Below are 25,998 nucleotides of genomic sequence, written 5' to 3' on the forward strand. Positions count from 1 at the left end.
ACTGCCGGGGCCAGGACTCGAAGAAACCCCTACGCGAAACAGCGCTGGACGTAGACCCCCGCCCGCCCTCGATGAGCTCACGGGGTGCAGGGACGGGCGGGGGTCTACGTCCAGCGCTGTTTCGCGTAGGGGTTTACGTGCTGCCGCGACTTCGACTCGTGTCCGACCGGCTCGCAGCAGTGCACGCCGGTCTTCGGGTCCTGGACCCAGCAGTAGCCGGCGAGTCCGCGCGGTCCGGGCGGGATGTCGCGGGCGGGGATGAGTCCGGCAGGCCGTGTGGTGCGCGCGGTCACTGGTGGTCTCCTGGCTCGCGGTCGGGTACGGGGACGCTCACGCAGTTGGGGCAGGACCACACTTCGGTGTCGAGGATGTGGGCGCCGGACCGGCCGCGGGCGATTCCGGCGCTGACCGCTCCGGTCGTGAGCTTCACCCCGCACCAGACGCAGTTGAGGCCGCGGAACTGTCCAGAGGAGAGCTGCTCGACGGGCGGCAACTCGATGCGGGCGCTCATACCTGGTCCCCGAGCGGCACCAGGTCCAGCGCGAGCCGACAGGGCGGACAGGCGAACAGGCCGCGCTGGGCGGGCCCGGAGCCCTCGTCCCACTCGCGGACCGGACGGACGCCCCACGCGTACCCCTCGTGCCACGAGCAGTAGCCGTGCGACCTAGGGGTGACCGGCGGTGGGGCTGGCTCGGCGGGCGTCTCTGTCGCCTCTGTCAGGTGGGTGGTAGGAATTGCCATGTCGGCGCTCCTCAGCAGCGTTGGCCGCGCCCCGGGAGGCTGACACCTCGCCGGGGTCTTTTCGTATCTGCCGACGCTAGGAGTGTCGTGTGTGAGGTCTCCAGCAATGTGCACCGATGTACACGCGCGTGCAGGCGCCCTTGACCAGTAGTCACCGTCACAGCACGGTGGTGTACATCCCTGAACACAACACGCGACGGAGGCGGCCGTGCACCTACAGTTCATCGGAATCGACCCCAACACCGGAGACGGTGAAAGCCCCACCGTGTGGGTCGACCAGGAGAAGCGGGAGCTCGTACTCCAAGGGTGGAAGCCCGGCCCCGAACTCGAAGCAGAGTGCGCCGCGTTCGAGGTTCCCGGCCACGCCAAGGGAATCCCGGACCACGAGGCAGTGATCCGTATCCCCGCCAGGATGGTGCCGATGATCAGGGAGGCGTGCGATGCCGTCGAGCGTGCCGACATTCGATGAACTGCTCGGAGCGGCGCAACGCTCCGCCGTCCACCTGGAGATGCGTGACTCCTACGCCGTCGACTACGAGAAGGGTCCGTTTGCCGAATGGCGGGCCGGCTTCCGCCACGACCCGGCCGACCGCTCCTCTTGGTGGCGGCCGTGGCTCGATCTCATCTCGGAGACCGTCGCCCGCGGGGTCGTAGTGCGCCGAGCCCGCATCGTCTCCGAACCGGTCAGCGAGTACACCCGGTTCCTGTACGACGGCACGTTCACCAACGTCGCCGCGGGCGAGCAGGTGAGGTGGCTGCCCCGGCGGAAGGCATCCGATCTCGCCTTGCCCGGCAACGACTTCTGGCTGATCGACGACCGCCTGATCCGATGGAACCATTTCACCGGTGAAGGCGCTTCCGGAGGCGGCGAGATCAGCGAGCATCCGGCCGCAGTGAAGCTGTGCGCCGAGGCTTTCGAGGCAGTGTGGGCACGTGCCGTCCCGCACGAGAACTACGAGATCAGCTAGCGCGAAGGTGACCAGGCCAGCTCATGCCCATCTCCCCCTCCTCATCGGCCCAGGCCGCCCGCGAAGCAGTCGCCGGGCGGCTGAAGGAACTCCGCGCCGACGCTGGGATCACCGGGCCTGAGCTGGCCTTGCGCTGCGGCTGGAGCCACCCGAAGACGTATCGGATCGAAGGAGCGCGCACGCCGCCCTCGGCCGACGACATCCGCAGATGGTGCGAGGCGTGCGGGGCAGCCGATCAGGCGGCCGACATCATCGCCCAGTCCCGCACCGCCGAGTCGATGTACATGGACTGGCGGCGCAAGGTCCGGACCGGCCTCAAGCAACTGCAGAACAGCTACGTGCCGCTGTACAAGTCGACGAAGCTGTTCCGGATCTACTCGCCCACCCTGGTCCCCGGCCTGCTCCAGACCGAGGGCTACGCGCTGGGACTGATGTCCTCGATCACCAGGTTCCGTGACATCCCCAACGATGTAGCGGAAGCCGTTGCCGCCCGACTCGAACGCTCCCGCATCATCCACGAACCTGGGCACCGGTTCGCCATGGTCATTGAGGAGCCGGTGCTCTACTACCAGTTGGGCGACAGCGACGCGATGGCTGCGCAGCTCGGCTACCTGCTCACGGCGGGCGCCCTGCCGGCGGTCTCGTTGGGCATCATTCCTAGTGCGACACCGGACCGCCCTCTGTGGCCACAGGAAACCTTCCACATGTACGACGACGCGCTTGTCTCGGTGGAACTGCTGGCGGCCCGTGTCCAGATCACACAGCCCACCGAGATCGCGCAGTACCTGAAGGCGTTCGAGCAACTGCGCGGCATGGCCGTCTACGGGGCCGAGGCGCGCGCTCTGATCCTGAAGGCCATCGAGGCGCTGCACTGACCCCGGGCATGACGAAGCGCCCCCTGCACGGCCCGTGATGGACCGTGCAGGGGGCGCTGTCGTCGAGCGGGTCACACTCCGGTTCGGTAGAAGTCCTCCACATCTCGGGGTGGCGCCTGCGGAGTACGGCCGCTGCTGATGACCTGGTCCCGCAAAGACAGGGCCCACCGACTGAGTGACCACAGGATGCTGCGGGTCTTCGTGTACTCCTGCCGCAGTTCGCCGCACTCCTTCTCCAGCCGGTCCACCGACGCCTGAAGAACCGACAGGTCGACCTGCTTCGCAGTGGGCGCGGCCGAGATCCGGGCGGCCGCCCGAGACCCGCGAACGGAGAACCAGCCGGCCACGATGGCGGCGAGGACGGCGGCTATGGCTCCAGCGACACCGACGAGCGTGCTCACCCGGGTCTCCTCTCAGCCCCCCGGCGAGCAGTCAGTACAGGTGCCTCCTCCGGGACACGCGAGGCCCACACGATGAATGCCACGTGTGAGGTGGCGTACCAGATGAAGGGGAAGATCCCGCGCGAGTACTCCCCGGCGAGGAAGCTGACGGCGTAGGCGGTGGCCCACACGGTGGGCGGGACGAGCGCTGCGACGAAGCCCCACCGGTCCCGGCCGACGCGGAGGAACGCGCTCGCCGCGGTGACGGTGCCGCACACGATCCACAGCCAGGCCCAGGACGCGAGGCCGCACATCATCGTCAGCAGTTCCAGCCCTCGAGGTGGAGGCGGCTCGACGATGAACCCGGCGCCGTAACAGATCTTCCCGACACCGAGGATGAGAAGGACGCGTCCGCGGCGGCCCAGCTGTTTGCCCAACCGCCGGACCGCCGCCCGCATCAGACGTCCGAGCGCGGCGTGTGCGGTGCCGCCCACCCGGCGATCCATGCCGCGGCGGCCGGAACGAGCGCGAGGACGAACGGCTCCAGCGCGTCCGGCATGCTGCTGATGAGCGACGGGTCGTCGGTGACCGCGCCGAGGATCGCCAGGCCGGCCAGGCTGACCAGGTAGGCGACCGCGCTACCGGCCTTGACCTTCTTCTCGATGGGGGCGGAGGGCGATGCCATGGTGCTGCCTCACTTCTTGGGGAGCTTGAGGGTCTGGCCCGGCGTGATCGCGTCGGGGTCCTTCAGGGAGTTGAGGTCGGCGATCTCGCGCCACCGGTTGCCGTCGCCGAGCTTGCTCGCGGCGATCGACCACAGGGTGTCGCCGGCGCGCACGGTGTAGGTGGTGGTCGGGGCGAGGCGGTCGTGGATGCGGGCGCGCATCGACGCCATGGTGAAGCCGCGCGGGTCGACCTTTCCGGGCTGCCACTCCAGGTGCCCGATGACGCTCTCCTCCTTCCAACCGTGGTGGCGGCAGATCGCCGCCGACACCTGCTCGATCGCTTCGAGCTGGCGCTCGGGCCACGGGTCGAGGCCGTCGCCGAGGTTCTCGCACTCGAAGCCGTAGAAGTGGCGGTTGCCGTCGGTGTCCGCCTCGTTGTCGGCGGGCAGAGCACGCTCGGCGATGACGGCCTGGAGCACGTCACCGTCGCCGCTACCGGCGTGGTTCGCGCGGCCGTAGCCGACGAGGTGGACGCGGCCGTCCTTGGTGATGACGCCGTGGCAGAGCGGGCCGGGCAGCGAGGTGTAACCGTCGCGGCAGATCGCGACGGTGCGGGCGCTGCCCTTGGTCACGGTGTGGTGGATCATCACGCCGTGGACCGGGCCCCACGGTCCCTTGTGGTTGCGGTTGTGGTGCTCCCAGTCGTCGACCTCGACGACCGTCACGCCCTCGGCTTTCAGCACCGCGGCGAACTGCGCGGCAGACATAGGTGTAGCCATCAGGGTTCCTCTACGGGGTGGATGACGAGCTTGAACTCGGCGAGGGTCACGTCGACCGCGTCGGACGCGTTGTGTCGGACCATCAGGCCGAGCGGTACCTGCGGGTCGATGAACAGACCCCAGTTCTTGGCGCGGAACTGCCCGCCCGGGTTGGCGACGTGGTCCTCGGTGCACGTGGAGTCGTAGCCGCTGGCAATGTCCAGCGGGTCGCGGACGATGCGGGAGCGGACCTCGGTGTAGTCGCCGGCCTCCCAGTAGACGAGGCCGTGGACGGTGCCCCAGCCGCGGACGCCGTCCTGCCAGCACGGCCACACCAGACCCGAGCGGGGCTGCGTCGCCCAGCTCGTGGCCGGGAACGAGTAGGCGTCGGGCTGCAGCGGGCTGTGCATGTTCCACGGGTCGTAGGACTCGACGTCGAACGGGAACTTCAGCAGGTGGTACTGGCCGTCGGCGGGGATCGACTGCGGGACGGCCGCCTTCAGGGAGACGACTCGGACACCAGCCACACAGACCTCCAGGAATGACGAAGGCCCCGGCCTGGTGGCTCGGGGCGCGGACGGGCGGTGAGGTCAGAGGAGGATGGTCTGCACGACGTGGTGCCGGGTGGCCGTGACCCCGGTGACGCCGGGCACCGCCGACAGCCGCTCGCTCACCGCTGCGACGATGTCGGCCTCGGAGACGGGCAGGTCACCGCCCGCGAACTGGAAGCTCACGGTGGCTCGGCTGCCGTCGGTGTTCCGGGCCTGCACCTCTATGAACGGTAGGTCCACTGCACTCCTTACGCGGCCGCCTCGTAGCGGCCCTGGTGGTAGAAGACATCGCTCGCCGCGAGGGACGCGAACGGTGCCACCGAGTCCCAGAACGGGGCGGACGCGGTGCCCGGCGTGGAGATCTGCCGCAGCGATCCGTTGGCGTGGTTGACCGTGCTGACGACTCCGACGCCGATCTGGTTGAGGGACGCGGAGTCGTCGCGCCAGACGACGGTCTGCGAGCGGTGCCCGGACCACGTCGAGGACGGCGCGACCGGCAGGCTGAAGTAGTAGTTCGCCGCCGACGGGGTGCCGCCGCCGTCGCCGTAGGTGGTGGTGCTGCCCATGGTGATGCGGTGCAGGTAGTCGACCGTGCGGCCCACCTTCAGGTAGCGGGCGACGATCGTGCCGTTGCCGATCGCGGGCTGGCTGCCGACCTCGGCGCCCCACACGAACGTGCCGCTGTAGTCGGTCCACGCGCCGAAGAAGGTGTTGAACTGGTCGCGGATCTCCTGGTTGAGCAGGGCGGCGGTGACGACCTCGCCGACCACCCAGGTGCGCGGGGCGAACGTCACGGGCTGACCTCCTCGGCGAGCGGGTCAACAGCGTCAGACGGCGGGATCCCCCACGAGACGGGGTCGTCTGGGTGCCACCAGTTCCGCAGGTGCGGCAGCTCGTCGGCGACGCTCGCCTCGACGGCGGCCACGTCCTCGGGGAAGACGAGGACGATCCAGCCGAGCCCGCACTCCGTGCACGCGATGCGGGGGTCGGCCGGGGTGACGACCTGCGCCGAGCCGCACGGGCAGTCGGCGACCCACCGGTTGTGGTTGATCCGGGCGAACGCGCGCTGCCCGATCACGAATCCGTCGGGCGGGCGGACGCGGCGCTGGACGCGGTCCTCGTACCAGCGGAACACCCGCTCGGCCGGGGCGACCAGCGCCCAGGCGTCCGGGCGCTGCGGGTGCGAAGGCGTGTAGAACGTCTCCGCCCGGACGACGGGAATGGCGAGGGCCACGTGACCTCCTAGTAGGCGAGGCGGGTCGTGGACCCGAGAACGGAGTACACCGCGTCGTCCAGCACCCAGATGCTGTCCGTCGACGCCTTGCTGGTGTGGAACTCGATGCGGTGGGCGTTGTGCTTGATCGTCTCGGTGTAGCCCTCGACGGTCACCCGCATCGACGAGGCCGGCGCCTGCGACGGAAGGCTGGTGACGGAGAAGTAGCTGGAGATGTCGGCGTCGAGGATGTCCAAGTAGTTGGACATCGTGTGCGCCTCGATCGGGATCTCACGCAGCTCGACAGGCGGGTCGGCGTACCGGGACACCAGCCAGTTCGCCGCGTCGAGGACACTGCCGTCGGTCGTCTTCAGGATGGACAGAGACTTCGGCTTCTCCCCGTAGGTGAGGACCGAGACCGCAGAGGTGACGCGCTGCGTCGCCCCGCCAGGCCTCGACGCCTCGACGATGTTGACCATCTTCTGGTCGTCGTCGGACGCCTCGACCTCGTCGGTGTCCAGGTCGGCGTAGTCGATCGTGAACACCTCGCTGGAGGGCGAGGGGTTGTAGCGCACGTCGCGGGACTGGAAAGCGATCCCGAACCAGTCGCGCTCGGCGAACAGCCGGGCGGACTCGGTGGCCTCCACCTCCCGCATCCGCGTCAGGGCGTTGGACCCGGCGGCCCCTTGGGAGGCGACTGGGTCGAAGGCGCTGCCCCACACGGTCACCGAGTTCACGCCGCCGTACCGGGCGAGCCGCTCGATCCGGGCGTCGGCGTCCTCGCCCGCGAACCCGGTCGTGCCCGCCTCCCAGTGCAGGGGGGCGATGGTGTCGATGACCGAGGAGGTGGAGTGCGTGATGGCCAGGTGGGCGATCTCGCCGGCGAACAGGCGGCCCCCGCGGTATCCCCCCACGTGCAGGAAGCGCAGCCCCGACATGTCGGGCACGGCCAGAGTGAAGGTGCTGGGTGAGCCGTCAATGTAGAAACGGTCGTTGAGGCCGATGACGTGCGCGACGTGGTGCCATTCACCATCGGTGACGGTGACACCTGGTGCGGTGTTCACCACCAGTGGGCCGCCGGTGTCCGTGGCCTCCACCGTGAGCTGACCGGACGCGTTGATGGCGATGACTATCTGGTGGTCCAGGTTCGTCTCGTACAGCCCGAAGATCGCCCGGCTCGCGGTCGTGGTCCGGAACCAGCACTCGATGGTCTGCGAGGTGTAGGCGTTGGAGTTCGACTCGAACACCACCCCGAGGTCGCCCGTCAGGTATTTGCCCACGGACGCCGAGGACGGGGTGAACGTGGGCGCGCTCTCCCCGGTCTCGGTGAGACCGTCGCCGCCGAACTCCAGCGTGCCGCCACTGCCGAGCTGGGTGAGGGCGAGGGAGCCACAGCCGCCACCGGAGATGTCACCCGCCGAGGAGGAGTCCGCGGACTCGCTCAGCGGGTAGTACGCGGAGACGACGTCGGTGATCCCGGCGACGTCCTGGTGGAGGATCTCCTCGGCCAGCATCGACCGCAGCGCGGGCGCGGTGCCGAGCCGTTTGAACAGGTCGGTGCAGCTGATGACCACCTTCGACCCGAGGCCCTTCCAGCGCACGGGCCACTCGTTGACGACGCCCCAGAACCTCGGCCGGATCTCGGCGCCGACCAGGTCCCACTCGATGTAGCCGGCCGTGCCGCCGGTGCGGGTGGTGGGGAAGTCGACCGCGTGGGTCTGCGAGGTGACCCAGGCCGGGGTGGCGAGGGTGCGGCGGGACGTCCAGATGAACCCGTCCGACGAGGTCTCCCACGTGACGGTGCCGCCGGACTCCCGCACCCGCAGCCACGGGTGGTCGACCGCGCTGTACGTCAGGTTCACGGCGGCGCCGTCCGCGAACCCCGTCTGCGACTGCGCGGAGATGACACCGGTGGAAGCGTCGTACCGCCAGCCGAGCCGCGTGCCCGACGTGGTCGAGGTGACCCACATCGAGGCCGCGCAGTTCGAGGACCCGTTGAGCGCGGGCACGGCGGCCAGCTTCGCGGTGAGCTTGCTGCCCGCCAGCGTCCACTGCCGGGCGCTGGTGAAGTTCGTGTCCACGCCCGGCGCGACGGTGATGCGGAGGCGGCCCTCGTCCGTCTCCGTCCCGGCCCCGCCGGTGTTCGCCACCCATAGCGTGGTGTCGACGCGGCCGTCGTCGAAGTCGTCGCCGAGCATCGCCATCGGGTACGGGGCCGACCCGGACAGCGTGGGCATGACGGCCACGCTGATCCGGATCGGGGCGAGCTTCCTGACGTTCGGGTAGTACGGCGAGGCGGCGTTGCCCGGGGTGAGTGCCCCGTCGCGGTTGTCGAGGGCGAGGGTGGCGGTGCCGGGCTGGGTGTCGCTCAGCTCGTCGCTGGCACCGCGGGTGATGGTCACCCCTTGGACGACGTCGACGCGGGTGGTGATGTCCGTCCACGCGATCGTCTCGGGTGACTGCACCATGCCGCCCCAACCCATCTCCACGAGCAGCGGCATCCGCTCTCACCCCACTCCCAGATCGATGCTCACGCCGTGCACCCGCTTCAGTTCCAGCAGCGCCTTCCGGATCGCGCGGGCGGTCGCGACCGGATCGATCGACCCGTGCACGTCGATCTGGACGTGCACTGGCTGTCCGCCGCCGGTGGTCACGGCGGGGCGGCCGATGACGGGCTGTGTCCCAGCGACGCGTTCGGAGACCTCGGCGAGCGCCCGGTCCAGCAGCGGCATGCCGTCGCCGAGCCCTTGGGCCAGGCCCTCGGTGGAGTACGCGCCGAGCCGGGCCATCACGGTGGACGGCGACTTGATGCCGAGCGCCCGCTTCAGGGCCCGCTCCATCCCCTTCGCGATCTTGACCATGAGCTTCTCGATCGCGTCCTGCTGGGACTCCAGCCCCCGCAGGAACCCCTTGCCCGCGTTCTTCCCGCTGTCGTAGAGGCGGTCGGCGCCGGTCCGGCCGAGGGACCGGGTGTCGGTGTCGATCCGCTTCTGCAGGGAGTTGATCTCGTTGTACGTGGCCCTGTCCGCACCGGCGAGGGCAGAGGCGTAGGCGTAGCCCTGCTCGGGGCCCATGTCGAGGATCTGCCGCAGCAGCGACTTGTTCAGGCCGCGCTTCGCCAACTCCTTGACGTAGCCGGTGAACTTCCGGATCTGCTCCACCTTCGAGCGCAGTCCGCCCTTGATACCGCCAGCGGTGACCTCGCCTTCCTCCATGCCGAGGCTGGACAGCCCGGCCTGCTGCCGCGCGCTGGAGGTGACGTTGGACGCGTAGTCCTTGGCCGCCTTGATCTTCTCGGCGAGCTTGTCCCGCTGGCTGGCCAGGGACAGCAGGCGCTTGGTCTGCCGGTTGACCATGCCGACGAGACGGTTGTCCTTCGACCCGTCGAAGGCCTTCCAGATGTCGGCCGCGAGATCCTTCGCCGTCGCCTTGATCTTGTCGCGGGATCCGGTCAGACCCTTGATCAGACCAGCGCCCATGTCCTTGGCGAGCGCCGTCGTGCGCTTCGACGGCGAGGCGATCTGGAGTTCCTCGCGCATGCCAGCGATGGCCGCGGCCGCCGTGCGCCGGGCGGCCGCCTTGACCATGGACAGCCCGGACGTCATACCCCCGGCGAGGCCGGCGGCGACGGCGGAACCGGCGCCGCTCATGCCCTTGCCGGTGCCGAGGCGGTCCTGGTTGATGGCCTCGATCAGCGCCCGGTACTTCGATGTGGAGCGGGCGTTGATGACGTACTCGCCGTCGGAGAGCATCGTCGGGATGCTGTCCGAGGTGGCCGTGCCCGGACCGTGAACAGGGCCCCCGCCGGGGAATCCGACCGGCCCGCCGGAAGCCATGCGCCCGGCGGAGAACGCGGCGATCTTCTTGCCCTTGTACTGGAAGTACGTGGTCACATACGTCGTGGCGGTCCGGCCGTCGATGCTGGCCAGCTGTGCCTTGGCGGATGCGATCTTGTTGGTGAGGTCGTCGATCTTCGCCTGCAGCTTGGCCTGCTTGCTCGGCGGCAGACTCTTCATCTTCGCCTTGGCCGTCTCGATCTGAGACTGCCAGTTGGAGATGTTGAGCTTCAGCTTCCCCGCCGCGAGCTTCGGGCTCACCGAGGCGGCGAACCCGCGGGCCTTGTCCTCGGCCGCCTTCAGGCCGCTGAGGTAGGAGTCCTTGAAGCTGCCGAACGCCTTGTCGGCCGACTTCAGTTTGTCGCCGATGCCGGGGATCCAGCCGAACGCCGAGGCCGCGGCGTGCAGGACACCGCCGAGCGCAGTGACCATGCCACCGGTGACGAGGCGGAAGATCCTGATCAGGGTGGGGAAGTGCGTCACCCCGGCCTGGACCAGGGTGAGGAACGCGTTCGCTCCCTGCCGGGCGAACTCCTGGATGGAGCCCCTGTTGTCCTGGATCCACCCGGACAGCCGCTGCAGGGGGCCCTGTGCCTTGTCGACCTCGGAGAAGCTGGGCAGCAGGCTGCCCACGATCGCGGACGCGGTGTCCTTGACCGTGGGGCCGATGATGCCGATGAGCTGGGTCGTGGCCTTCAGTCCGAACCCCAGGTCCTTGAAGACCGGGGTCAGTCCCTTCACGACCTGGCCCAGGGTGTCCAGCGCTCCGGCGCCGCGCACGCCGAGGGAGGTGAACATCTCTCCCATCAGCGGGCCGAGGGAGCGGGCCACTTCACCCGAGAACCGGCCGATCGCGGGCAGCAGACTGTTGATCATGTTGAAGAGGCCGTTGAGGAACTTGCTGCTGCCCTCGATGCCGACCTTCAGCCCGTCGAACATGCCGGGCAGTCCCTGACCGAGGACGTCGCGGATGCCGCCCGACAGTGCGGTCAGGGTGGGCTTCGACGCGGCGCCGAAGTCGAGGAAGGATCGGCCGAGCCCGCCGAGCCCGGACATCATGTCGCCGATGAACTGGCGCCCCATGGTGAGGTTCGCCTGCAGGTCCTTCTGGAACCCGGAGTCCTTGAACAGGCGGCCCGCGCCCTCGGCCGCCTTGCCGAAGGCGCCGCCGAGTTCGGTCATGCCCCGGCCGAGGATCTTCACCACGGGCCCGGCCGACTCCACCGCCTTGGTGAATCCCGGCAGCATCGCCTTCTGGACGTCCTTGCCGACGCCGGCGAACTCCTTCTTCAGCCCGACGAGTTCCTTGGTGAAGGAGCGCGCCTCGGGCGACAGCTTCTTCAGGGCCTCGCGGTATTCCTTCTTGCCCTTGCTCGCCGCCTCCAGGGCGTCGCCGATGCCGGCGAAACCCAGCTTCATGGTGCCGGCGGCGAGCCCGGCCCCGGCGAGCATCGGCATCAGCGCACCCAGGGCGGGCAGCAGCGACAGACCGGCGACCGCGGCCACGGCCCCCATGACGCCGCCCGCCCCACTGAGCTTGCCGCCCGCGCCCTCGGCCGCATCCCCCAGGCTGGAGGCCGCGCCGCCTGCGGACAGGAACCGGCCCTGGCTGTCGCGCAGTCGGCCGTTGACCGTGTTCGTGACGCGGGTGAGGGTGCGGCCCGCGGCGTCGGTGTCGTCGTTCAGCCGACGCATCCGGTTGGCCGTGTCGCCGGCGGCGTTGCCCGCCGCGCGCAGCGCGGGCGGCAGGCCGGTGGTCACGGCCGCCATGCGGCGGGCCGCGGTCGCCGAGGACACGAACCGGCCGTTGAGGTCCCGCCAGCGTCCGCTGGAGTCCTGGATCAGGCGGGCCGCGTGCGCGACCGACACGAACCGCCCTTCCAGGTCGCGCAGCTGTCCGCCCGCGTCCCTGGTGAACACCCGCATCGAGGCGGAGCTGGCGCGGGTGGAGTCGTCCAGGCGCCGGTGCAGACGGGTCGCGCTGTCGCCCGCCCGGTTCAGGACGGGGCTCAGTCGGTCGTCGCCGTCGAGGACGAACCGCATCCGCTCGGCCATCACTCACCTCCCTGCAGTCGGGCCTGGTGGTCATCGAGCCAGCGGGCGTACAGGTCGAACTGCGCCTCGGTGAGGTCGTCGACGTCCCGGGGGGTGAAGCCGTAGTGGAATGCGAATAGCGGCAGGTAGCTCAGGACTCGGTGAGTGAAGCTGTCGTCGTCTCGCTCTGCTGCTCCGGCTCGGCGGGCGCCGGGTCTTTTGGGGCCGTCACGTCGGCGATGGCCTGCTCGCACGCCTCACGGTCGGCGGCCGCGTCCCGCAGCTCGTCGAACGCCTCGGCCAGCTCCGCCGGGTCGCTGCCGTACTTGGCGTAGAGCTTCTCGGCGAACGCGCTGGTCTCCCGCTCGTCGAGGAGGGCGCGGATCTCGTCCTCCCACGGGTCGAACTCGGCGAACCTCAGGGACGGCTGGGTGCGCTTCATGACGACCCACGCAGCAACGCGCATGGCGTTGACGTCGCCTTCGCCCATCGCGTCCTTCAGCTCCGCCCACCGGCGGTCGGCGGTGCGCTCCACGATCTGGATCTCGGAGGCGCGCAGCCTGCCGGCGTCGAACGTCTGCGGCTCGCCGTCGGCGGGCGTGTACTTGATGATCAACGGTTGCTCCTATTCGAGGCGGCGCCGGACGTCGTCGAGGACACGGGCGACTTCACGTTCGATGCGGGGGGTGTGCCGGCGGACGGTCGTGTCCCACCAGGGCGGCTGCGCCCACTGGTTCACCCAGCGGCGCCGGTTGCCGAAGACGGGGTGCCGGACGCGGCCGTCGTTCAGCACCTTCGGCATGTTCTTCAGGTCGGGCGGCAGACGGCCCTTGTCGACCCACACCGTCGCGCCGGGGCTGGCGCCGGTGCGGACGCTGATCCGGATCGCGTCGGCGATCGTCGCCCGCAGTGGGCGGGTCGTGGGCGACGGGCCACCGGGCCGGGTCGACCGTCCGGGCGGTCGGATGTTCAGGCCGCGCATGGTGGCCTGCAGATCGTCCTTGAGGGGCTCGGCCGCGCGCCGGATCCGGCGGTGCATGGACTGGCGGATGTTCTCGCCACCGGCAGCGCGCAGGCGCCGTGACAGCTCCAGCAGGCTGCCGGTGTGGAGGATCCGGACCTGCTGCGCCACGGTCAGCTCACAGGGCGGTGTCGGTGGACATGTACTCGATGGACGGCTGGTTGGTGCCGTCGTACAGGCCCGTGAAGGACAGGGTCGGCTTGATGACCTCGAAGCCCTCGACGGTGGGCGGGGCGTCGTCGAAGCGGATCGCCGGGAGCTTGATCCGGAAGGTCTCGTCGTGGGTCAGGGCGATGTTGGGGCCGATGAACTCCCACACGAGGCTGGTGGCCGCGTCGCTGGTGAAGAGGTCGTCGAGGGTGGTGTCGACGTAGTCCATCTCCACGCTGCCGGTGATCTTCACCTGATCGTTGGAGATCGGTTCCTTCTTCAGCCCGGCCTGGCCGGCGTAGAAGCGGCCCACGTCCTGCGGCCGCTCGAACTTCACGGACACCTTGCGGATGCCGTCCCGCGCGGCCTCCGCCCCGAACGTGCCCGTCTTCAGCGCCATCTGCCCGAAATGGAACGGCGACATGGACGGGTAGGTGGCGGCCGCCAGGGTCTGGGTCTCGTCGACGTTCTTCGCGTCAATCTCGAACGTCGCCATCAGCATGCCGCCGACCTCGCACGAGAACTCCGCGCTGATGATCTTGCAGCCGACGAACGACTTGTCGGTGACCGTGCCCGTGGTCAGCGGGATACCAGCCTGCAGCGTGAGGAACTTGCCCGCGACGTCGGCCAGCGTGTGGGTCTGCAGGTAGGCGGCCGTAGCGCCCTGCTGGGTGGGCGTACCGCCGCCGCCCATCAGGGTGTTCAGCCACAGGCCCATGGCCTTGTTCGTGACCTCCATCTCCACCGCACCCTGAGCCTCGCGCTGGGTCACCACCCGCCGAGCCGACAGCGGCAGCAGGCGGCCCGCGGCCACCCCGGCGGACTGGGCGGTGGTCTTCTTCAGCTGCACGCCGAACTTGGTGAACTCGACGAACTTGCTGGGCGCCACGAAGGTGCCGTAGGTGACCTCGGGCGCCAGACCGAGCTGGGCGCCGAGACCGGATCCGATCGCCATGGATCAGCCCTCCTGGTTCTGCGGCGCCTTCGCCGCGCTGGTCTTCTTCTTCGCGGCGCCGGGCTCCTCGACGACCTCCCAGTTCGAGGGCTGGCACGCGTAGCCCTCGAACCTGGCGTCGGGAACCTCGACGATCTCGTCGGGCTCGACGGTCCGGCCCAGCTCGGGCACGGTGACCTGCTCGGGCCCCAGGTAGCGCACACGCGCCATGACAGGACTCCTCGGGTAGGGGGTGGGTCAGATGCGGGCCCGGCACGAGACGCTGAAGGCGAGGCCGGCGACCGCGCCGTCGTTGCTCTGCACCTGCTGCAGGCTGCCGGTCGTCAGGTGCGACCACAGCACCGCACCGTTCAGGGTCGGCGCCGTCGGCGCTGCGTTCGTCGCCCGCAGCGCGTCCTCGACGGCGGCCACCAGCTCGAAGACGCGCGTCCTGCGCAGCGCCATGTCCTTGTCGCCGCCGCGGGATTCGGCGTAGCAGGCGATGGTGAAGTTCTCGTCACGGGTCCGGGCACCCGCGGAGTTGAAGTCCTGCACCAGCTGCACCGCGGCGTCCGCGCCGGGCTGCCAGCCGACGAAGACGAACTGCCGGTCGCTCAGGTTCGTCGGCTCCGGGCCGTCCACGACCCGCACCCCGTTCAGGGCGGGAGCCGCGCGCAGGATGGCCAGCAGCTCGGTGATGGCGGCCGGAACACGAGAGGTCGCCATCACAGCACCGCCGGGGGCAGCTTGTACGGCTCCAGCAGTTGCAGGACCCGGTTCGGGATCGCGTAGCCCCACCCGGCGACGGGTTCGGTGACGGAGAAGTCCTCGCCGCCGCCGATGCCCGCCCCGGCGCGGGACGAGCCGTACTGGGTGCGCCACAGGTGCTGGACCATGATGCGGGCCGCCAGGTTGATGGTGGCCGGCACCGAGCCCCGGCCCGCTACGTAGGTGATGCGCAGCGGCCCGTACAGCCGTCCGCCGTCCAGCCGCTGCACCACACCGGTCGCCCCGTCCAGGTCTAGGGCCGCGACCTGGTAGGTGGTGCCGTTCGTGAGGACCGGGACGACGCTCGTCAGCGACACGGCCGGGGTCTGCAGCAGCACCAGCTGCCGCACACCGCTGGCCGTGTGGGACTCGGTCACCGACCGGTTCTCCACCGGCCCCACGTGCGCCTCGATGGCGGCGGTGACGCCGTCGACGTAGGCCTGCAGCTCGGTGTCGTGCGAGGAGCCGTCGATGTCCAGCTGGGCCTTGGCCTCGGCCAGTGTCAGCAGCGCCACCGCTACCCCCTCACGTGCGGGAGACGGGCAGGACGGTGGGGAACCCGAGCAGGATCGTCGCCCCGTACACACCGCCGGTCGTCGTGCCGGACGGGGTGGTGACCGCGCGCAGGTAGCGGGCGGTGCCGGTGTAGCCGACCTCGTACAGGGTGTCGTCGTTGGACGAGCCGATCGACGGCAGCGAGCCCTGCAGATCAGCGGCCGCGGCCGCCGACCAGTTGGAGTTGTCGTCGCTGACTTCGAGGGTGATGGCGTGGGTGCCGTCGGTGATCGTGCCGGTGTGGACGACGAGCATCGCCGAGCCGTACCACTCGTTGGTGCCGGACGCCCCGGACAGCTTCCGGTCGACGGCCGTGCCGTTGGCGGCCGCCGTGCGCAGGGCGATCGCCAGGGTGGCCCTGGCGCGGACGTGGTTGTAGACGGTGCGCTTCACTCCTGGCCACCCCCATCGGACTTCCTCTCCTGCGGGTCGTCGTCGGCCGGGTCGTCCTTCTTGCTGTCGCCGGAGGACGCGGGGGGCTTGGCGGCGGTGGTCTTCTTCGCCGCGGTCTTCTTCGCGGCCGGCTTCGCCGCCTCACGCGCCACGGCCTGCGGGATGACGACCTCCTCGAAGAGGTCTTCGCGGCCCTCGACGGCGGGGTCGTCCGGGGCGACGAGATCGCCCTTGACGATGCGCCGGTTGCCCGGCACCCAGAACGTGTCCTTCGCTCGATACATCGTTCGCAGCTCCTGGAACGGGACAGGCGCGGCCCACTGCACGCAGGCCGCGCCCGAACGGGGTGGACGGGGATCAGGTGATGTTCAGGAGCCGGAAGGCGTCGGCGTTGACGACGTCCGAGCCGACCCGCCAGTACGCGAACCAGCCCGCCTCGCCGGTCGGCCGCCCGTTGGCGCCCTTGACCAGCGGCTCGTACACCATCGTCATGCCGACCCGGTCGACGATGTAGAAGTTGCGGAAGTCGCCGAGCAGCAGGGCGTAGTTCTCCGCGCCGGCGTTGATGACGCCGTCCATCGCGGAGGCCTCGTAGATCGGCGCGCCGAGCAGCTGCTCGGGCTGGCCCATGCCGAGGTTGGCCCAGAAGCTGGAACCGCCGGAGGTGTCGAACTGCCGGGTCTTGTTGATGATCGCCTTGTTCGCCATCCACGACGGCGAACCCGTGAGCCGGTGCCGCGGGGGCAGCGCCTGCTCGACCGCGTACACGTCGGCGACCGCGTAGGTGTCGGTGGTCGCCGACGTGACGACCGAGCCGCCCACGGCGGACACGGCGGTGATGACGCCCTTGGGCTGGGTGGTGCCGTTGCCGGTGGCGAACGCGGTCGCCTCCAGGCGGTCCTTGGCGTCCGCGAGGAGCGGCCCGACCTCCGTACCGAACCCGGAGTCGGCGAGGACCTCGAAGGAGCCCTGCACCCAGGCCGCGGCCTTCTTCGGCGTGATCGACGGCTGCGCGAACGTCGGCGAGGCGTCGGCGGCCTGGCTGGACTCCGCGAGCCACTCCGCCGTCACGCCAGCGGAGCTGACGCCGTTCCACGTGTCGGTCGTGACGGTCTTGATCGTGGACACCTGCCGGAACGGGTTCGCGCTACCCGAGTTCGTCAGGATGATCGTCGGGTCGAGGGTGAACGGCACCAGGAAGCCGCCCGCGGAGTCCGTCAGGGTCATCGCCCGGCGGTGCGCCTCGGCCAGCTTGTACGCGGCCTGCTCGTCGTCCTCCAGCAGGGCCGGGTTGCCGCCGTTGGCGAGGAGCGCCTCGAACGCCCGCATGTAGTCGTCGGAGCCGGTCAGCAGCAGGTGCTGTGACATCCGGCCCCGGCGGTCCGCGCGGACGAGCTTCTCCACGCGCTCCTGCTGGTCCTCGCTGAGCAGCTCGCCCGCCAGCTCCACCGCGTACAGGGCGCGGGTGCGCAGGTCGGCAACCGCGGTGCGGTCGTGGACGTTCGCGCCGCGCACCCGGTCGAGGTCCTCGTAGGGGTTGCCGCGGTGCCGAAGGAAGTCCGGGGTGTCGCCGGGGGTGCGCTCCTGCCCGCCCGGGGTGAGCGCCGCCGCACGGACGGCGTCCACGCGCCGCTCGTGCTCGACCTGCTCGTTGTACGCCTCCTGCGCGGTGTCGAACTCGCCGAGCAGCTCAGTCGCCCGCGCGGCCTGCTCCTCGGTCGGCTCCTCGACCTCCTCCAGCTCCAGCAGCTCGGAGCGAATCGACTCCAGAGCCTCCTTGAGCTTCGCGGACTTCTTCGCCTTCTTGGTGGTCACAGGGCCCTCCTGGCCTTGATCTCGGCGCGGAGCTTGGTCCACGCGATCTTCTGCCGAGCGGAGAGCCCTTCGGCGGGCGGGTCCTCGGCGGCGGGGCCCGGGTTGGGGTCGCCATCGGCCGGCGGGCCTGCCGGATCGCCCTCGGCGGGCGGGTCCAGCGGGGTGCCGGTCCGGAGCATCTCGACGAGTCGTTCACGCTCGTCGGTGGGAAGGTCGGCGAGCAGGCGCGCGGCCTGCTCGGCGCGGACGCCGACGACGGCGGCGTCCGGGTAGGCGGGGAACGGGGTCGGCCCGTACTCCTTCAGGCGGATCTCCTGGCGGCGCACGGTGCGCAGATTGCCCTTCGCGTCCGCCCGCCAGCCACCGCGCGGCGCCCGGCCGGGGTCGGAGCGCACGAACCCGCCCGTGAAGGACTGGCCGGTGATGGCACCCTCGCGGATGTTCTCCAGCACCTCGTCCGCCAGCTCGGTCCGGTTGTAGCGGGTCACCGTCAGCAGGCCCCGACTGTCGGCCTTCACCTCGACCGGCGTCCCGATCGGCATGGAACCGCGCTCGGACGGGGTGCCCCAAATGGTGCGGCCGTGGTTGTAGAAGACCCCCACCCGCCACGTCGACCGGGAGCCGGCCGGGGCGAGCTGGTTGAGGGTGCGCTCGAAGGCGCGGCGGTCGATGACCTCGTTGTAGTGGCCGTCCTGGTCGTGGATCTCCGTCGGGGTGTCGAACACTGCGGCGTAGGCCTCGACTGTGCGGCCGTCCCCGCCGGCGCGGACACGGATGTCCTCCAGCGGGAAGCTGCGAATGAATGCGTCCATCACGGCTCCTCCGTGGGTTGTGGGGCGGGGCTGGTGCCGGGCGGGGCGGTGCCGGGCTTCTGCAGCTGCACGGAGTACAGCCCGGTGTGCTTCAGCAGGGCGAAGTCGTCGGCCTCGACGGCGGCGACGACCGAGGTGGGCTCGAACCCGGCGTCCATCAGCTGACGAATCGTGCGGGACTTCACGCCCTGGATGTCGGCGGCGTCCTTGCTGTCCTCGCGCAGGAACGCCACGTCCCGCTCGTCGTACCAGAGTTCCGCTCCGGTGGGGACGTCGACGAGGGTGGACAGGGCCCCTGCGGCCTCCCGCCACAGCGGGCGCATCGTGGCGTCCGCGAACCGGCGCCGGGCGGCCGTGTAGTTGCCCGCGTTCAGCGACGACCCGGCCAGGCCCTCGGAGAACCCCACGATCGACGGCGGCACCCCGGCCGCTGCCGCGAGCCGGGATTCCCCGGCGCCCTGGGTGGCCTTGAAGTCGAGCTGGTGCAGATCCTTGCCCGCGACCGTCACATCGGCGCCGCCGCCCAGGAACAGCGTCTTGTAGGCGTTGTCGACCCCGGCGTGCGAGGCGTCCATCACGGCCTTGAGTTTCGCGAACTTCTCCGGGGTCACCTGCGCGTCGTAAGACACCACGAGCTGCGGAGTCGCACCGCTCTCGAAGAATTTCAGCTTGTGCGTGGTCGCCGCCGAGTCGGCGGTGATCTCCCGCACCACCGGCGTCAGCCACGACATGCCGCGGAACTGGAACTCCGGATCGGGGATCGGGGCGAAGTGCGCGACCTGCTCGGGCAGCAGGAACACCGGATCGTCCCAGTTCCCTTGTGGGGCGTAGCCGTAGCCGACGAGGTCGCCGTCGATGGCGTCACCCGCCAGGTGCGGCTCCTCCTCGGAACCGGTCACGATGATCGTCCAGTCCGGCCGCATCCGCTTCAGCCGGCCGGGGTTGTAGTTCGTGACGAACCCGTTCCCGTTCAGGTCGCCGTCCTGGATCATCCGCGACAGAAGCTTGCCCGTCGTACCGCCCACCCAGGGGGTCTCCAGCACCGACAGGGCCTGCGTGCCGAACAGTTCGCCGGGCCGGCCATTGCGGATCTGCCGGAACTGGAACCGCGCCTCGGAGAACACCAGTTGCCTGACCAGCATCAACGCGAAGATGGGCCCGTTGCGCTTGTACGCGAAGCGCACCGCCGCCTCGAAGTCCCACGCGGACGCCCGCTCCTCGCCGCCCGATGGCCGGCCGAGACCGAAGTAGGTGTTGCCGCCCGTCGACCACGACGCGTCATCGAGCGCCGAGGACAGGTCGAAGCGCTGGAACGCGCGCTGCAGCAGGTTCACAGGACATCACCGCCCTCCGGGGGCTCCTTCGCCTCGACGTCGATCAGCAGCAGGCACGAGGCCGCCCCCAGGGCGCCGCCGACCGTCAGCCCCCACCCAGGCCCGAACTCCATCCCGACGCCCACCGAGGCCGTCAGGCAGCCGACCGTGTAGCCGAGCCGCGACCACGCCAGCGCCGACAGCCGTATGCGCTTCACCCGTACACCGCCCACGGCTCCGACCCCTCCGACTCCTCTTCGACCTCCACGGACAGCCCCCACTTCGCGAGCGTCGCCGCCACCAGCGGGCTGATGTCCACCGACGGGATCCGCCGCGCCCACGCCCACGAATCACCCAGCGCCCGCTTCTGAGCGCCCGCCAGCGCCGCGGCGAGCGGCGCCTGATCGAGATGGGACAGGGCCTGCTCGGTGACCGCGTCGTAGAACTGGCCCGTCGCCTGAGCGATCTCCCGCGTCTTCGTCTGCACCACCGGAGCCAGCAGACGGGGCTCCTCGTCCTCGTCGTCCGGATCGGCCTTCAGCGCCTCCGTCAGATCGCCGATGAGGGCGCCGGCCGGACTGCCCGGGTCGATGACCCAGCAGCGCGGCCCCCACTTCTTCGTCAGGTCCCGCGCCCGCTCCTTGAACCAGCCGGTCCCCGGCCGGTGCTCGACCACCTCAACGTGCGTGCCACCCCGCCACTCACCGGCCACCGCGATCGCCACATGGGTCCGCTCGGGGGTCATGTCGACGGCGAACGCCACCGGGTCGCTCGGAGCCGACTCCGCGGCCGCCAGGGCCCGCCAGGCGTCCTCGCCGATGACCGTCCACGTGTCTGCCGTGTCCGACGGGTACTCGCCGACGCCGAGCCGCTCGCGGGCGTATCCGGCCGCGCCGAGTGTGGAGCGCTCGTTCGCCACCTTCTGCAGCGTCAGCCGGTAGCCGACCGCCGGGTTGGACTTCAGGACCGCCTCGTCGGAGGCCGAGTCGTCGTGCTGCGTGCAGTCCTTCGGGCACTCGTCCACGTGCAGGTCACAGGACCACTCGAAGTACGCCAAGCTCGGGTCCGGCGCCCCGGCCTCGATCGCCGCCAGGGCCCGCTTCCGCAGCCGCGCCAGCTGCACCGAGGGCGCCCCGATACCGGCCGAACCCAGGTACCAGATCTGCGGGTTCTCCACGGCCGCCATCGTTGGCAGCAGCGCGTCCATCTCGTTGTCGCCGAGGATCATGTCCTCGTCGAGGATGTTGCAGTCGCCCGTGAAGCCGCGGCCCGAGCCCTTCGAGCGGGCGATGAATCGCAGGATCTGCCCGGAGTGCAGCTCGATCGATTCCTCGCCGACCGTGTACCGGTACGCCTTCACGCGTTTGTGCAGGTCAGGGCATCCTCGGATCAGCTTCTCGATCCGCTTGAACGCGTTCTTCGCCGTCTTGAACTCGTGGGCGCTGTGGAGGATCAGCTGCTCGCCGCCGATGAACAGGCCCCACAGCTCGCGGGCCTCGATGATCCCGCCCTTGCCGTTCTGCCGCGGCACGTTCACCGCGACCTCGAACGCCGACCACGAGCCGTCCGGCGCCTCACCCATGCCGACGCGCAGCACGTGCTGCTGCCACGGGTCCAGCTTCAGCCCGGCCCTGGCCGCCAGGTCGATGGCCTCCTGGCCGGCGCTGGACACCGAGGGCGGCGCGGTCTGGATCGGGGGCTCCTGCCAACCGTAGGGGCCGTCAGCCACCGGCTGCCTGCTCGCGGGCAGCGGCCCGGCGCTTCGCTCGCTGCTGAGCAATGTCATCGACCGTGTCCCCCTTCGCCTCGACGGGCGCGAGCTTGCGCAGGTCGGCCATGATCGAGCGGAGTTCGTGTGCCGCCTTGGCCTGTGAAGCGGGAACGTCGGTGGAGTCGATCGCCCTGGCCAGCGCGAGGGCGACGGCCGCCATTCCGGGCGACGTCTCCTCAGCGTGAAGATCGTCAAGCTCGGCGGCGATCTTGTCGGCGACCCTCATGATCACCCCCGGCCGTGACACAGCGTGACGTCACGCAGGGTGACGCTCGCTATTTCGCTGAAGCTTGCTTCGCCGGATTAGGGAGAGGATTTGGGCCGCGCAAAAAATCGGGCGAGAAGGGCGTTTGGGTCGCCCGGTCTTCATCCCCCGTCAGCTACCCGCCCCCTCCCATGGGGCGGATCGCCACTGGTCACCAGGACCGTGAGGACTGCGGCATAGCCTCGCGTGACCGGCTGCTGCGGGACCGGTACCAGCGGGTTGCGACCCTCTGCATGTCGGGGTCGCGCATGGCGTCGATGCGGGCCATGACGATGTCGCGGCCGGGGTCGACGACGACGATGCGTGCGCCGAGTCGTTTGTAGCGAGCGAGTGCCTTGCCGGTGGGCATGGTGTGGATCAGGTAGACATCGACTTTGTCGCGGACCTCGAAGGCCTCGTGCATGGCGGCGTACCGGGCGCGGTGTGCGACGCGGAGCTGTACGGGGTCCTGGTTCCAGGTGGGGGCACCGGGGCCGGTGAGTGCGCGGGTGATGCGGTCGAGGTCGATGACGATGTCACGGGCTGTGGCGTGTGCGTCGATCCAGGTGGACTTGCCTGCGGCGGGCGGGCCGGTGATGACGTACAGCACGCGGCGTCACCTCGCTGTCGGTGGCAGCTCCGTGGTGAAGCGAGCCTCGTGGCTGGCGATGTGCTCGCGGACGGGGGCGAGGTCGAAGGCGACTGCTGCCTCGGTCCTGGTGCGGTGGCAGAGGCGCACGGGGTACGTCACTGGCTGCTCGCAGACGGGGCACATAACCGTGCCGGTGGTCTCACCGGATGCCATGGTCACCATCTCCTGGAGGCTCGCTGCGGCGCCACTTTCGGCGGCGTGCTGGTGCGGTTGCCGCGGCTGCTGTTGCAGCGCCGGTGTGCGGGGCGGGCGTTGGCCCGGTTGAGGAGGTCGCCGCCTCGGGAGAGCGGCACGAGGTGGTCGAGGGTGAAGGACAGTGGGTGCCGGGCGTCGAGGTGGTAGCCGATGTTGTGACCGCAGATCCAGCAGGGGAGCTGCTGGGCGCGGAGCCAGTCGACGAGCCGTCGGTAGGGGCGCCCGTTGCGCGGGTTGCCGGCCACGGGCGCCCACCTCCAGCGGGTCAGGGAGTCGAGGTCTCCAGCTCTTCGAGGGTGTCGTCGATTTCCTTCTCCATGTCGTCGAGCGACTTCTCGACTTCCTTGGTCGTCTGGTCGGCGACGATCTCCTCGGCGTACTTCTTCACGGTCTTGTCGTCGACGCCGTCGCACGCGTCGGGGCGGCTGCCTTCCTTGCCGTCCTTGGCGTCTTCGAACTGCTTCTCCATGGCGGCCTTGCAGGCTGCGGGGTCGGCCTTGTCGCCGCCGCAGGCGGTCGTGGTGGCGGCGAGGGCGAGCAGGACGGCTGTGATGGCTGTACGGGTGCGCATGGTTCCCCCCAGGGCTATGTGGCGCTGAGGGGGCATCATGCCGCCGTCCGGGGGCGTCCGTACGCGCTGTGGCCGTCCTGTGACGTGGTCAGCGGCGTTGGGCTTCGATGGCGAGGGTGAGGCGGGTGAGCCGGGCCCGCTCGCGGACGGTGTCGGGCAGCGTGAGCGGTTCGGGCCCGCAGCAGCCCTTGAGGCAGGTGCTGTGTCCCTCGGAGACGAGGTGGACGTGTGCGCCTTGCCGGGCGAGCTGGTGGGCGGCTTCGGCGGCGCTGTGGGGCGCCGTGGGGATGTGGGGCATGGCGCCTCCGTTGGATGGGCGGCGGCGCGGTGGGGCAGCCCCTCGCCCGTGCCCTTCCGCGCCGCCGCCGGGCACGACAAAGCCCCCGGGTTCAGGTCACCGGGGGCTCGTCGTGAGTGGTGTGGATGGTCAGCAGGACTCGTCGAGCTTGACGGAGTAGATGGCGACGCGGAGGGCGCCCGTGGTGCCCGGCGCCGGGTCCTGGCGGCAGACCTTCCAATTGCTGTTGTCGAGGATCCAGCGGCCCTCGGACGACGCGTCCTCCTCGTTGACCATGAAGCCCTTGCTGCGCAGCAGGCTCTGCGCCTCGCCGTGGTTCATGCCGACGACGTCGGGCACCTCGCTGGTCTCCGGCTCGGCCTCGTCGGTGGCCTCGTCGGGTGTTTTCGTGCTGGCGTCCGTCTTGGGCTGCTTGCTGGTGTCCTGGGCTGTGCTGTCCGGCTTGCTTGGGCTGGTGTCGCTTTCGCAGGCGGTGAGTGTGAGCAGGGCTGCGGCGGCGAGTGCGGCGGCGATGGTGCGCTTGTCCATGTTGTTTCCCCACGGGTGTTGCGTGAGCTGAGGGAGCATCATGCGCCGTTTGGGGTGGTCGTGGTGGTGGAGTGGCGGTCCTGTGACACGAATGGGTGCCGGACATGGCGAAGGCCCCGCTGTCGGGCGGGGCCTTGGCTGGAGGCGGTCAGCGCTGCACTGTGCCGTCCAGGGCTTCGGCGACCTTCGGGGCGAGGCGCAGGCTGTCGGCCCTGGCTTCCTTGCTCTTGGTGGGCAGGCTGACTGCCCAGGTGTCGCCGGTGACGGCTACTCCGCCGAAGCTCTTGGAGAGCGGGATCCACGCCTTCAGCGACTCGGCGTTGGGGAACATGTTGATGCCGCTCTCGCCGGCCGCGGCCTGCCCAGCCTTGTCCGTGATCGTGAGGCCGTAGGACTTGCCACCGACCTTGGTGATGTACGACTCGTCGGTCCGCTCCTTGGGCGTGGACGCGGTGAACCCGGCGTCATTGAGCGCATCGGCGATGTTCGGCGCCGTGTCGAGTTGACGAGCCTCGGGCGCCGAGGAGTTGCCGCCGCTGTTGGCCTTGCCGTCGTCGTCGCTGCCGATGCAGCCGACGAGGGTGAGGGCGAGTACGGCTGTGACGGCGCTGATGGCTCCGCGGGTGCGCATGGTTCCCCCTGGGTGGTGTGGCTGAGGGGGCATCATGTCGTCACGTCGCAGGGGTTGTCGGCGCTGTGGCCGTCCTGTGACACGCGGCGCGGCCGTTCTCCGTGCCTTACTCCTCTAGTGAGTGACGCTCGCCACTTCCGCGTCGCAGATCGGGCTCCCCACCACTACTTCCAGGTGCTGGTGATTCCGACAGGAGGAGGCAGAGTCCGTTGCCCGATGAGCCCAATGGCTCTGGACCGGACTGGGCGTTCTGGGCGGTGGTGATCGCCTTGATCGATCTGGTCATGCGAGTCGTGGAGAAGATCGCCTGATCCACGAATCGGTGAAGCCCCAGCCCTACCCGGCTGGGGCTTCGCTAGAGACGTGGAAAGGGACCAGCCGCTCCCTGCGACGAGCGTGGTGGCCGGTCCCTGGTCTTGGTCCGGGCGTCCGTGGGTCGTGGCCAGCGGGCTTTTGGACCTCTGTTGCTCGGGTTCCCGAGCGGCGTGTGGGTGCCGTTTGAGGGCACAGTTGTTCACCGGGATCGTGACACGCGGCTGACCTGCGGTCAAGCGGCGTTGCGGGTGGGCCGTGTAGCGGCGAGGGCGGTGACGTCTGCGACGGCGTACCAGGGCTGTCGCTCGGTGCCGCCGGAGCGGCTCAGGCGCCCGCGTTGGACGAGCTTGCGGACGCCGGCGAGGGTGATGCCGAGCTGCTGCGCGGCCTGGTGGGCGGTGAGGTGGCCGGGCCTCAGGTTCTGTGACTCCATGAGCTCATGGTGCTCTACGCGTCTGCGTCGGGAACAAGTTCGTCTCTCTCGGCGGGAACTGCTGAAGGGGTTGACGGTGCAGCGCGGGCCGACGCGACCACCGCGCGTACCTGCGCACGGATCGTCGGGCTGATCGGGGGCGCCTCCGCCGCGTTCCGCTCGGCGGCCTTCATGCCGGCCTCACCGATAGTTCGCTCGGCGTTCTCGAAGGAGAACGGCTCGCTCATGTCGCATTCACCTCAGCGGCCCTGCGTGCCTGCAAGCGGGCTGCGGCCGGTGCGAGGATCGGCCGGAGCCGGCGGATCACCTCGGCCCTAACCTCGGGCGGCGCACTCTCGAAGTCGCGCGCGGCGGCCTCGACCTCTTCATGGATTCGCGCGATGACCTCGTCGCCGAGAAGCGCTCGGCGCTGCTCGGGGGTCATGTGGATCTGCCCGAAGCAGCTGCCGTTTGACCTTCACTGTTCATGCCTGAGTTACTGCCCGACTCGCGTGAGCGCCGCTCCGCCTGATCGTGCGGTTTGCCAGGGGTCTCTCACCCGGCCAGAGGCATGAGGATGCGCCCTGCTGCCGTATAGG

General features: G+C 69.9%; 40 protein-coding genes. 3 read left to right on the top strand and 37 right to left on the bottom strand.

The window, feature by feature from the left end; all coding sequences use genetic code 11:
* Positions 1 to 104 precede the first annotated feature (104 nt).
* Genes AOK15_RS18645 through AOK15_RS18655 form a run of 3 tightly spaced genes read right to left on the bottom strand, consistent with a single transcriptional unit; the run spans position 105 to position 741 of the window.
* The gene (locus tag AOK15_RS18645; protein ID WP_055518221.1) at positions 105 to 293 is read right to left on the bottom strand and encodes a hypothetical protein; all 189 of its coding nucleotides are present in this window, start codon (positions 291 to 293) and stop codon (positions 105 to 107) included.
* Positions 290 to 511 (bottom strand): hypothetical protein, encoded by a 222-nt coding sequence (locus tag AOK15_RS18650; RefSeq protein WP_055518223.1) that lies wholly within the window; start codon positions 509 to 511, stop codon positions 290 to 292. Before AOK15_RS18650 ends, AOK15_RS18645 begins: the two co-directional genes overlap by 4 nt.
* A complete protein-coding gene (locus AOK15_RS18655; protein ID WP_240508493.1) occupies positions 508 to 741 on the bottom strand; it encodes a hypothetical protein in 234 nt (77 codons plus the stop codon). The genes AOK15_RS18650 and AOK15_RS18655 overlap by 4 nt, the downstream gene beginning before the upstream one ends.
* A gap of 208 nt (positions 742 to 949) precedes the next feature.
* On the opposite strand from AOK15_RS18655, the gene AOK15_RS18660 reads away from it, so the two are divergent.
* Genes AOK15_RS18660 through AOK15_RS18670 form a run of 3 tightly spaced genes read left to right on the top strand, consistent with a single transcriptional unit; the run spans position 950 to position 2,584 of the window.
* On the top strand, positions 950 to 1,210 hold the full coding sequence (locus tag AOK15_RS18660) for a hypothetical protein (RefSeq protein ID WP_055518225.1): 261 nt from the start codon (positions 950 to 952) through the stop codon (positions 1,208 to 1,210).
* On the top strand, positions 1,182 to 1,709 hold the full coding sequence (locus AOK15_RS18665; protein WP_055518228.1) for a DUF6879 family protein: 528 nt from the start codon (positions 1,182 to 1,184) through the stop codon (positions 1,707 to 1,709). The genes AOK15_RS18660 and AOK15_RS18665 overlap by 29 nt, the downstream gene beginning before the upstream one ends.
* A gap of 23 nt (positions 1,710 to 1,732) precedes the next feature.
* Positions 1,733 to 2,584, top strand: coding sequence for a helix-turn-helix domain-containing protein (locus AOK15_RS18670; protein ID WP_055518229.1), 852 nt, complete (start codon positions 1,733 to 1,735; stop codon positions 2,582 to 2,584).
* Positions 2,585 to 2,655: 71 nt separating this feature from the next.
* On the opposite strand, the gene AOK15_RS18675 is transcribed toward AOK15_RS18670, so the two are convergent.
* The 34 genes from AOK15_RS18675 to AOK15_RS18835 all read right to left on the bottom strand — a co-directional run bounded on the left by AOK15_RS18675 (position 2,656) and on the right by AOK15_RS18835 (position 25,844).
* Positions 2,656 to 2,985 (bottom strand): hypothetical protein, encoded by a 330-nt coding sequence (locus AOK15_RS18675; protein WP_055518231.1) that lies wholly within the window; start codon positions 2,983 to 2,985, stop codon positions 2,656 to 2,658.
* On the bottom strand, positions 2,982 to 3,458 hold the full coding sequence (locus AOK15_RS18680) for a hypothetical protein (RefSeq protein ID WP_240508494.1): 477 nt from the start codon (positions 3,456 to 3,458) through the stop codon (positions 2,982 to 2,984). Before AOK15_RS18680 ends, AOK15_RS18675 begins: the two co-directional genes overlap by 4 nt.
* Positions 3,422 to 3,649, bottom strand: a complete 228-nt coding sequence (locus AOK15_RS18685; RefSeq protein ID WP_055518233.1) for a hypothetical protein — start codon at positions 3,647 to 3,649, stop codon at positions 3,422 to 3,424. The genes AOK15_RS18680 and AOK15_RS18685 overlap by 37 nt, the downstream gene beginning before the upstream one ends.
* Positions 3,650 to 3,658: 9 nt before the next feature.
* Complete coding sequence (locus AOK15_RS18690) at positions 3,659 to 4,408, bottom strand: LysM peptidoglycan-binding domain-containing protein (protein WP_079058561.1); 750 nt, start codon at positions 4,406 to 4,408, stop codon at positions 3,659 to 3,661.
* On the bottom strand, positions 4,408 to 4,914 hold the full coding sequence (locus AOK15_RS18695; RefSeq protein ID WP_055518237.1) for a hypothetical protein: 507 nt from the start codon (positions 4,912 to 4,914) through the stop codon (positions 4,408 to 4,410). Before AOK15_RS18695 ends, AOK15_RS18690 begins: the two co-directional genes overlap by 1 nt.
* A gap of 63 nt (positions 4,915 to 4,977) precedes the next feature.
* Complete coding sequence (locus AOK15_RS18700; protein WP_157870296.1) at positions 4,978 to 5,178, bottom strand: hypothetical protein; 201 nt, start codon at positions 5,176 to 5,178, stop codon at positions 4,978 to 4,980.
* An 8-nt stretch (positions 5,179 to 5,186) separates the two neighbouring features.
* Complete coding sequence (locus tag AOK15_RS18705) at positions 5,187 to 5,732, bottom strand: hypothetical protein (protein WP_055518242.1); 546 nt, start codon at positions 5,730 to 5,732, stop codon at positions 5,187 to 5,189.
* A complete protein-coding gene (locus AOK15_RS18710) occupies positions 5,729 to 6,172 on the bottom strand; it encodes a hypothetical protein (RefSeq protein WP_055518245.1) in 444 nt (147 codons plus the stop codon). Before AOK15_RS18710 ends, AOK15_RS18705 begins: the two co-directional genes overlap by 4 nt.
* An 8-nt stretch (positions 6,173 to 6,180) precedes the next feature.
* Positions 6,181 to 8,652, bottom strand: a complete 2,472-nt coding sequence (locus tag AOK15_RS18715; RefSeq protein WP_055518247.1) for a LamG-like jellyroll fold domain-containing protein — start codon at positions 8,650 to 8,652, stop codon at positions 6,181 to 6,183.
* A 6-nt stretch (positions 8,653 to 8,658) separates the two neighbouring features.
* Positions 8,659 to 12,042 carry a phage tail family protein gene (locus tag AOK15_RS46105; protein WP_055518249.1) on the bottom strand — a complete coding sequence of 1,128 codons (3,384 nt, stop codon included), beginning with the start codon at positions 12,040 to 12,042 and terminating at the stop codon, positions 8,659 to 8,661.
* A 130-nt stretch (positions 12,043 to 12,172) separates the two neighbouring features.
* A complete protein-coding gene (locus AOK15_RS18725) occupies positions 12,173 to 12,637 on the bottom strand; it encodes a hypothetical protein (protein ID WP_055518251.1) in 465 nt (154 codons plus the stop codon).
* A gap of 9 nt (positions 12,638 to 12,646) precedes the next feature.
* Positions 12,647 to 13,153: a hypothetical protein gene (locus tag AOK15_RS18730; RefSeq protein WP_055518254.1), complete on the bottom strand. Its 507-nt coding sequence runs from the start codon at positions 13,151 to 13,153 to the stop codon at positions 12,647 to 12,649.
* 7 nt (positions 13,154 to 13,160) lie between these two features.
* On the bottom strand, positions 13,161 to 14,147 hold the full coding sequence (locus AOK15_RS18735) for a phage tail tube protein (protein ID WP_055518256.1): 987 nt from the start codon (positions 14,145 to 14,147) through the stop codon (positions 13,161 to 13,163).
* A gap of 3 nt (positions 14,148 to 14,150) precedes the next feature.
* Positions 14,151 to 14,357 (bottom strand): hypothetical protein, encoded by a 207-nt coding sequence (locus tag AOK15_RS18740; protein WP_055518258.1) that lies wholly within the window; start codon positions 14,355 to 14,357, stop codon positions 14,151 to 14,153.
* A gap of 27 nt (positions 14,358 to 14,384) precedes the next feature.
* Entirely contained in the window at positions 14,385 to 14,852 is a 468-nt protein-coding gene (locus AOK15_RS18745) for a hypothetical protein (RefSeq protein ID WP_055518260.1), read from the bottom strand.
* Positions 14,852 to 15,409: a head-tail connector protein gene (locus AOK15_RS18750; protein ID WP_055518262.1), complete on the bottom strand. Its 558-nt coding sequence runs from the start codon at positions 15,407 to 15,409 to the stop codon at positions 14,852 to 14,854. The genes AOK15_RS18745 and AOK15_RS18750 overlap by 1 nt, the downstream gene beginning before the upstream one ends.
* Positions 15,410 to 15,419: 10 nt before the next feature.
* Positions 15,420 to 15,842 (bottom strand): hypothetical protein, encoded by a 423-nt coding sequence (locus AOK15_RS18755; RefSeq protein ID WP_055518264.1) that lies wholly within the window; start codon positions 15,840 to 15,842, stop codon positions 15,420 to 15,422.
* Positions 15,839 to 16,126 carry a hypothetical protein gene (locus AOK15_RS46110; RefSeq protein WP_055518266.1) on the bottom strand — a complete coding sequence of 96 codons (288 nt, stop codon included), beginning with the start codon at positions 16,124 to 16,126 and terminating at the stop codon, positions 15,839 to 15,841. Before AOK15_RS46110 ends, AOK15_RS18755 begins: the two co-directional genes overlap by 4 nt.
* A 73-nt stretch (positions 16,127 to 16,199) precedes the next feature.
* The gene (locus tag AOK15_RS18765) at positions 16,200 to 17,657 is read right to left on the bottom strand and encodes a phage major capsid protein (protein WP_055518268.1); all 1,458 of its coding nucleotides are present in this window, start codon (positions 17,655 to 17,657) and stop codon (positions 16,200 to 16,202) included.
* The gene (locus tag AOK15_RS18770; protein ID WP_055518271.1) at positions 17,654 to 18,469 is read right to left on the bottom strand and encodes an HK97 family phage prohead protease; all 816 of its coding nucleotides are present in this window, start codon (positions 18,467 to 18,469) and stop codon (positions 17,654 to 17,656) included. Before AOK15_RS18770 ends, AOK15_RS18765 begins: the two co-directional genes overlap by 4 nt.
* Positions 18,469 to 19,803: a phage portal protein gene (locus AOK15_RS18775; RefSeq protein WP_055518273.1), complete on the bottom strand. Its 1,335-nt coding sequence runs from the start codon at positions 19,801 to 19,803 to the stop codon at positions 18,469 to 18,471. The genes AOK15_RS18770 and AOK15_RS18775 overlap by 1 nt, the downstream gene beginning before the upstream one ends.
* Complete coding sequence (locus tag AOK15_RS18780; RefSeq protein WP_157870297.1) at positions 19,800 to 20,000, bottom strand: hypothetical protein; 201 nt, start codon at positions 19,998 to 20,000, stop codon at positions 19,800 to 19,802. The genes AOK15_RS18775 and AOK15_RS18780 overlap by 4 nt, the downstream gene beginning before the upstream one ends.
* Positions 19,997 to 21,511, bottom strand: a complete 1,515-nt coding sequence (locus AOK15_RS18785) for a terminase (protein ID WP_055518277.1) — start codon at positions 21,509 to 21,511, stop codon at positions 19,997 to 19,999. The genes AOK15_RS18780 and AOK15_RS18785 overlap by 4 nt, the downstream gene beginning before the upstream one ends.
* Positions 21,504 to 21,779, bottom strand: coding sequence for a hypothetical protein (locus tag AOK15_RS18790; protein WP_079058566.1), 276 nt, complete (start codon positions 21,777 to 21,779; stop codon positions 21,504 to 21,506). Before AOK15_RS18790 ends, AOK15_RS18785 begins: the two co-directional genes overlap by 8 nt.
* A gap of 190 nt (positions 21,780 to 21,969) precedes the next feature.
* Positions 21,970 to 22,407 (bottom strand): AAA family ATPase, encoded by a 438-nt coding sequence (locus AOK15_RS18795; RefSeq protein WP_055518281.1) that lies wholly within the window; start codon positions 22,405 to 22,407, stop codon positions 21,970 to 21,972.
* Between the two features lie 6 nt (positions 22,408 to 22,413).
* A complete protein-coding gene (locus AOK15_RS18800; protein ID WP_055518283.1) occupies positions 22,414 to 22,602 on the bottom strand; it encodes a hypothetical protein in 189 nt (62 codons plus the stop codon).
* A 2-nt stretch (positions 22,603 to 22,604) separates the two neighbouring features.
* Entirely contained in the window at positions 22,605 to 22,889 is a 285-nt protein-coding gene (locus AOK15_RS18805; protein WP_055518285.1) for an HNH endonuclease, read from the bottom strand.
* Positions 22,890 to 22,909: 20 nt separating this feature from the next.
* On the bottom strand, positions 22,910 to 23,215 hold the full coding sequence (locus AOK15_RS18810) for a hypothetical protein (RefSeq protein ID WP_055518287.1): 306 nt from the start codon (positions 23,213 to 23,215) through the stop codon (positions 22,910 to 22,912).
* Between the two features lie 88 nt (positions 23,216 to 23,303).
* Positions 23,304 to 23,513 (bottom strand): hypothetical protein, encoded by a 210-nt coding sequence (locus AOK15_RS18815; RefSeq protein ID WP_055518289.1) that lies wholly within the window; start codon positions 23,511 to 23,513, stop codon positions 23,304 to 23,306.
* A 129-nt stretch (positions 23,514 to 23,642) separates the two neighbouring features.
* Positions 23,643 to 24,041 carry a PASTA domain-containing protein gene (locus AOK15_RS18820; RefSeq protein ID WP_055518291.1) on the bottom strand — a complete coding sequence of 133 codons (399 nt, stop codon included), beginning with the start codon at positions 24,039 to 24,041 and terminating at the stop codon, positions 23,643 to 23,645.
* A 148-nt stretch (positions 24,042 to 24,189) separates the two neighbouring features.
* A complete protein-coding gene (locus tag AOK15_RS18825) occupies positions 24,190 to 24,672 on the bottom strand; it encodes a hypothetical protein (RefSeq protein ID WP_055518294.1) in 483 nt (160 codons plus the stop codon).
* A 547-nt stretch (positions 24,673 to 25,219) separates the two neighbouring features.
* The gene (locus AOK15_RS18830; RefSeq protein ID WP_055518296.1) at positions 25,220 to 25,420 is read right to left on the bottom strand and encodes a hypothetical protein; all 201 of its coding nucleotides are present in this window, start codon (positions 25,418 to 25,420) and stop codon (positions 25,220 to 25,222) included.
* 14 nt (positions 25,421 to 25,434) lie between these two features.
* Positions 25,435 to 25,647, bottom strand: coding sequence for a hypothetical protein (locus tag AOK15_RS45080; protein ID WP_157870299.1), 213 nt, complete (start codon positions 25,645 to 25,647; stop codon positions 25,435 to 25,437).
* The gene (locus AOK15_RS18835) at positions 25,644 to 25,844 is read right to left on the bottom strand and encodes a hypothetical protein (RefSeq protein ID WP_055518298.1); all 201 of its coding nucleotides are present in this window, start codon (positions 25,842 to 25,844) and stop codon (positions 25,644 to 25,646) included. The genes AOK15_RS45080 and AOK15_RS18835 overlap by 4 nt, the downstream gene beginning before the upstream one ends.
* Positions 25,845 to 25,998: the final 154 nt, after the last annotated feature.

The sequence above is a fragment of the Streptomyces ossamyceticus genome (genome assembly GCF_001418475.1).
Lineage (GTDB): Bacteria > Actinomycetota > Actinomycetes > Streptomycetales > Streptomycetaceae > Streptomyces > Streptomyces ossamyceticus.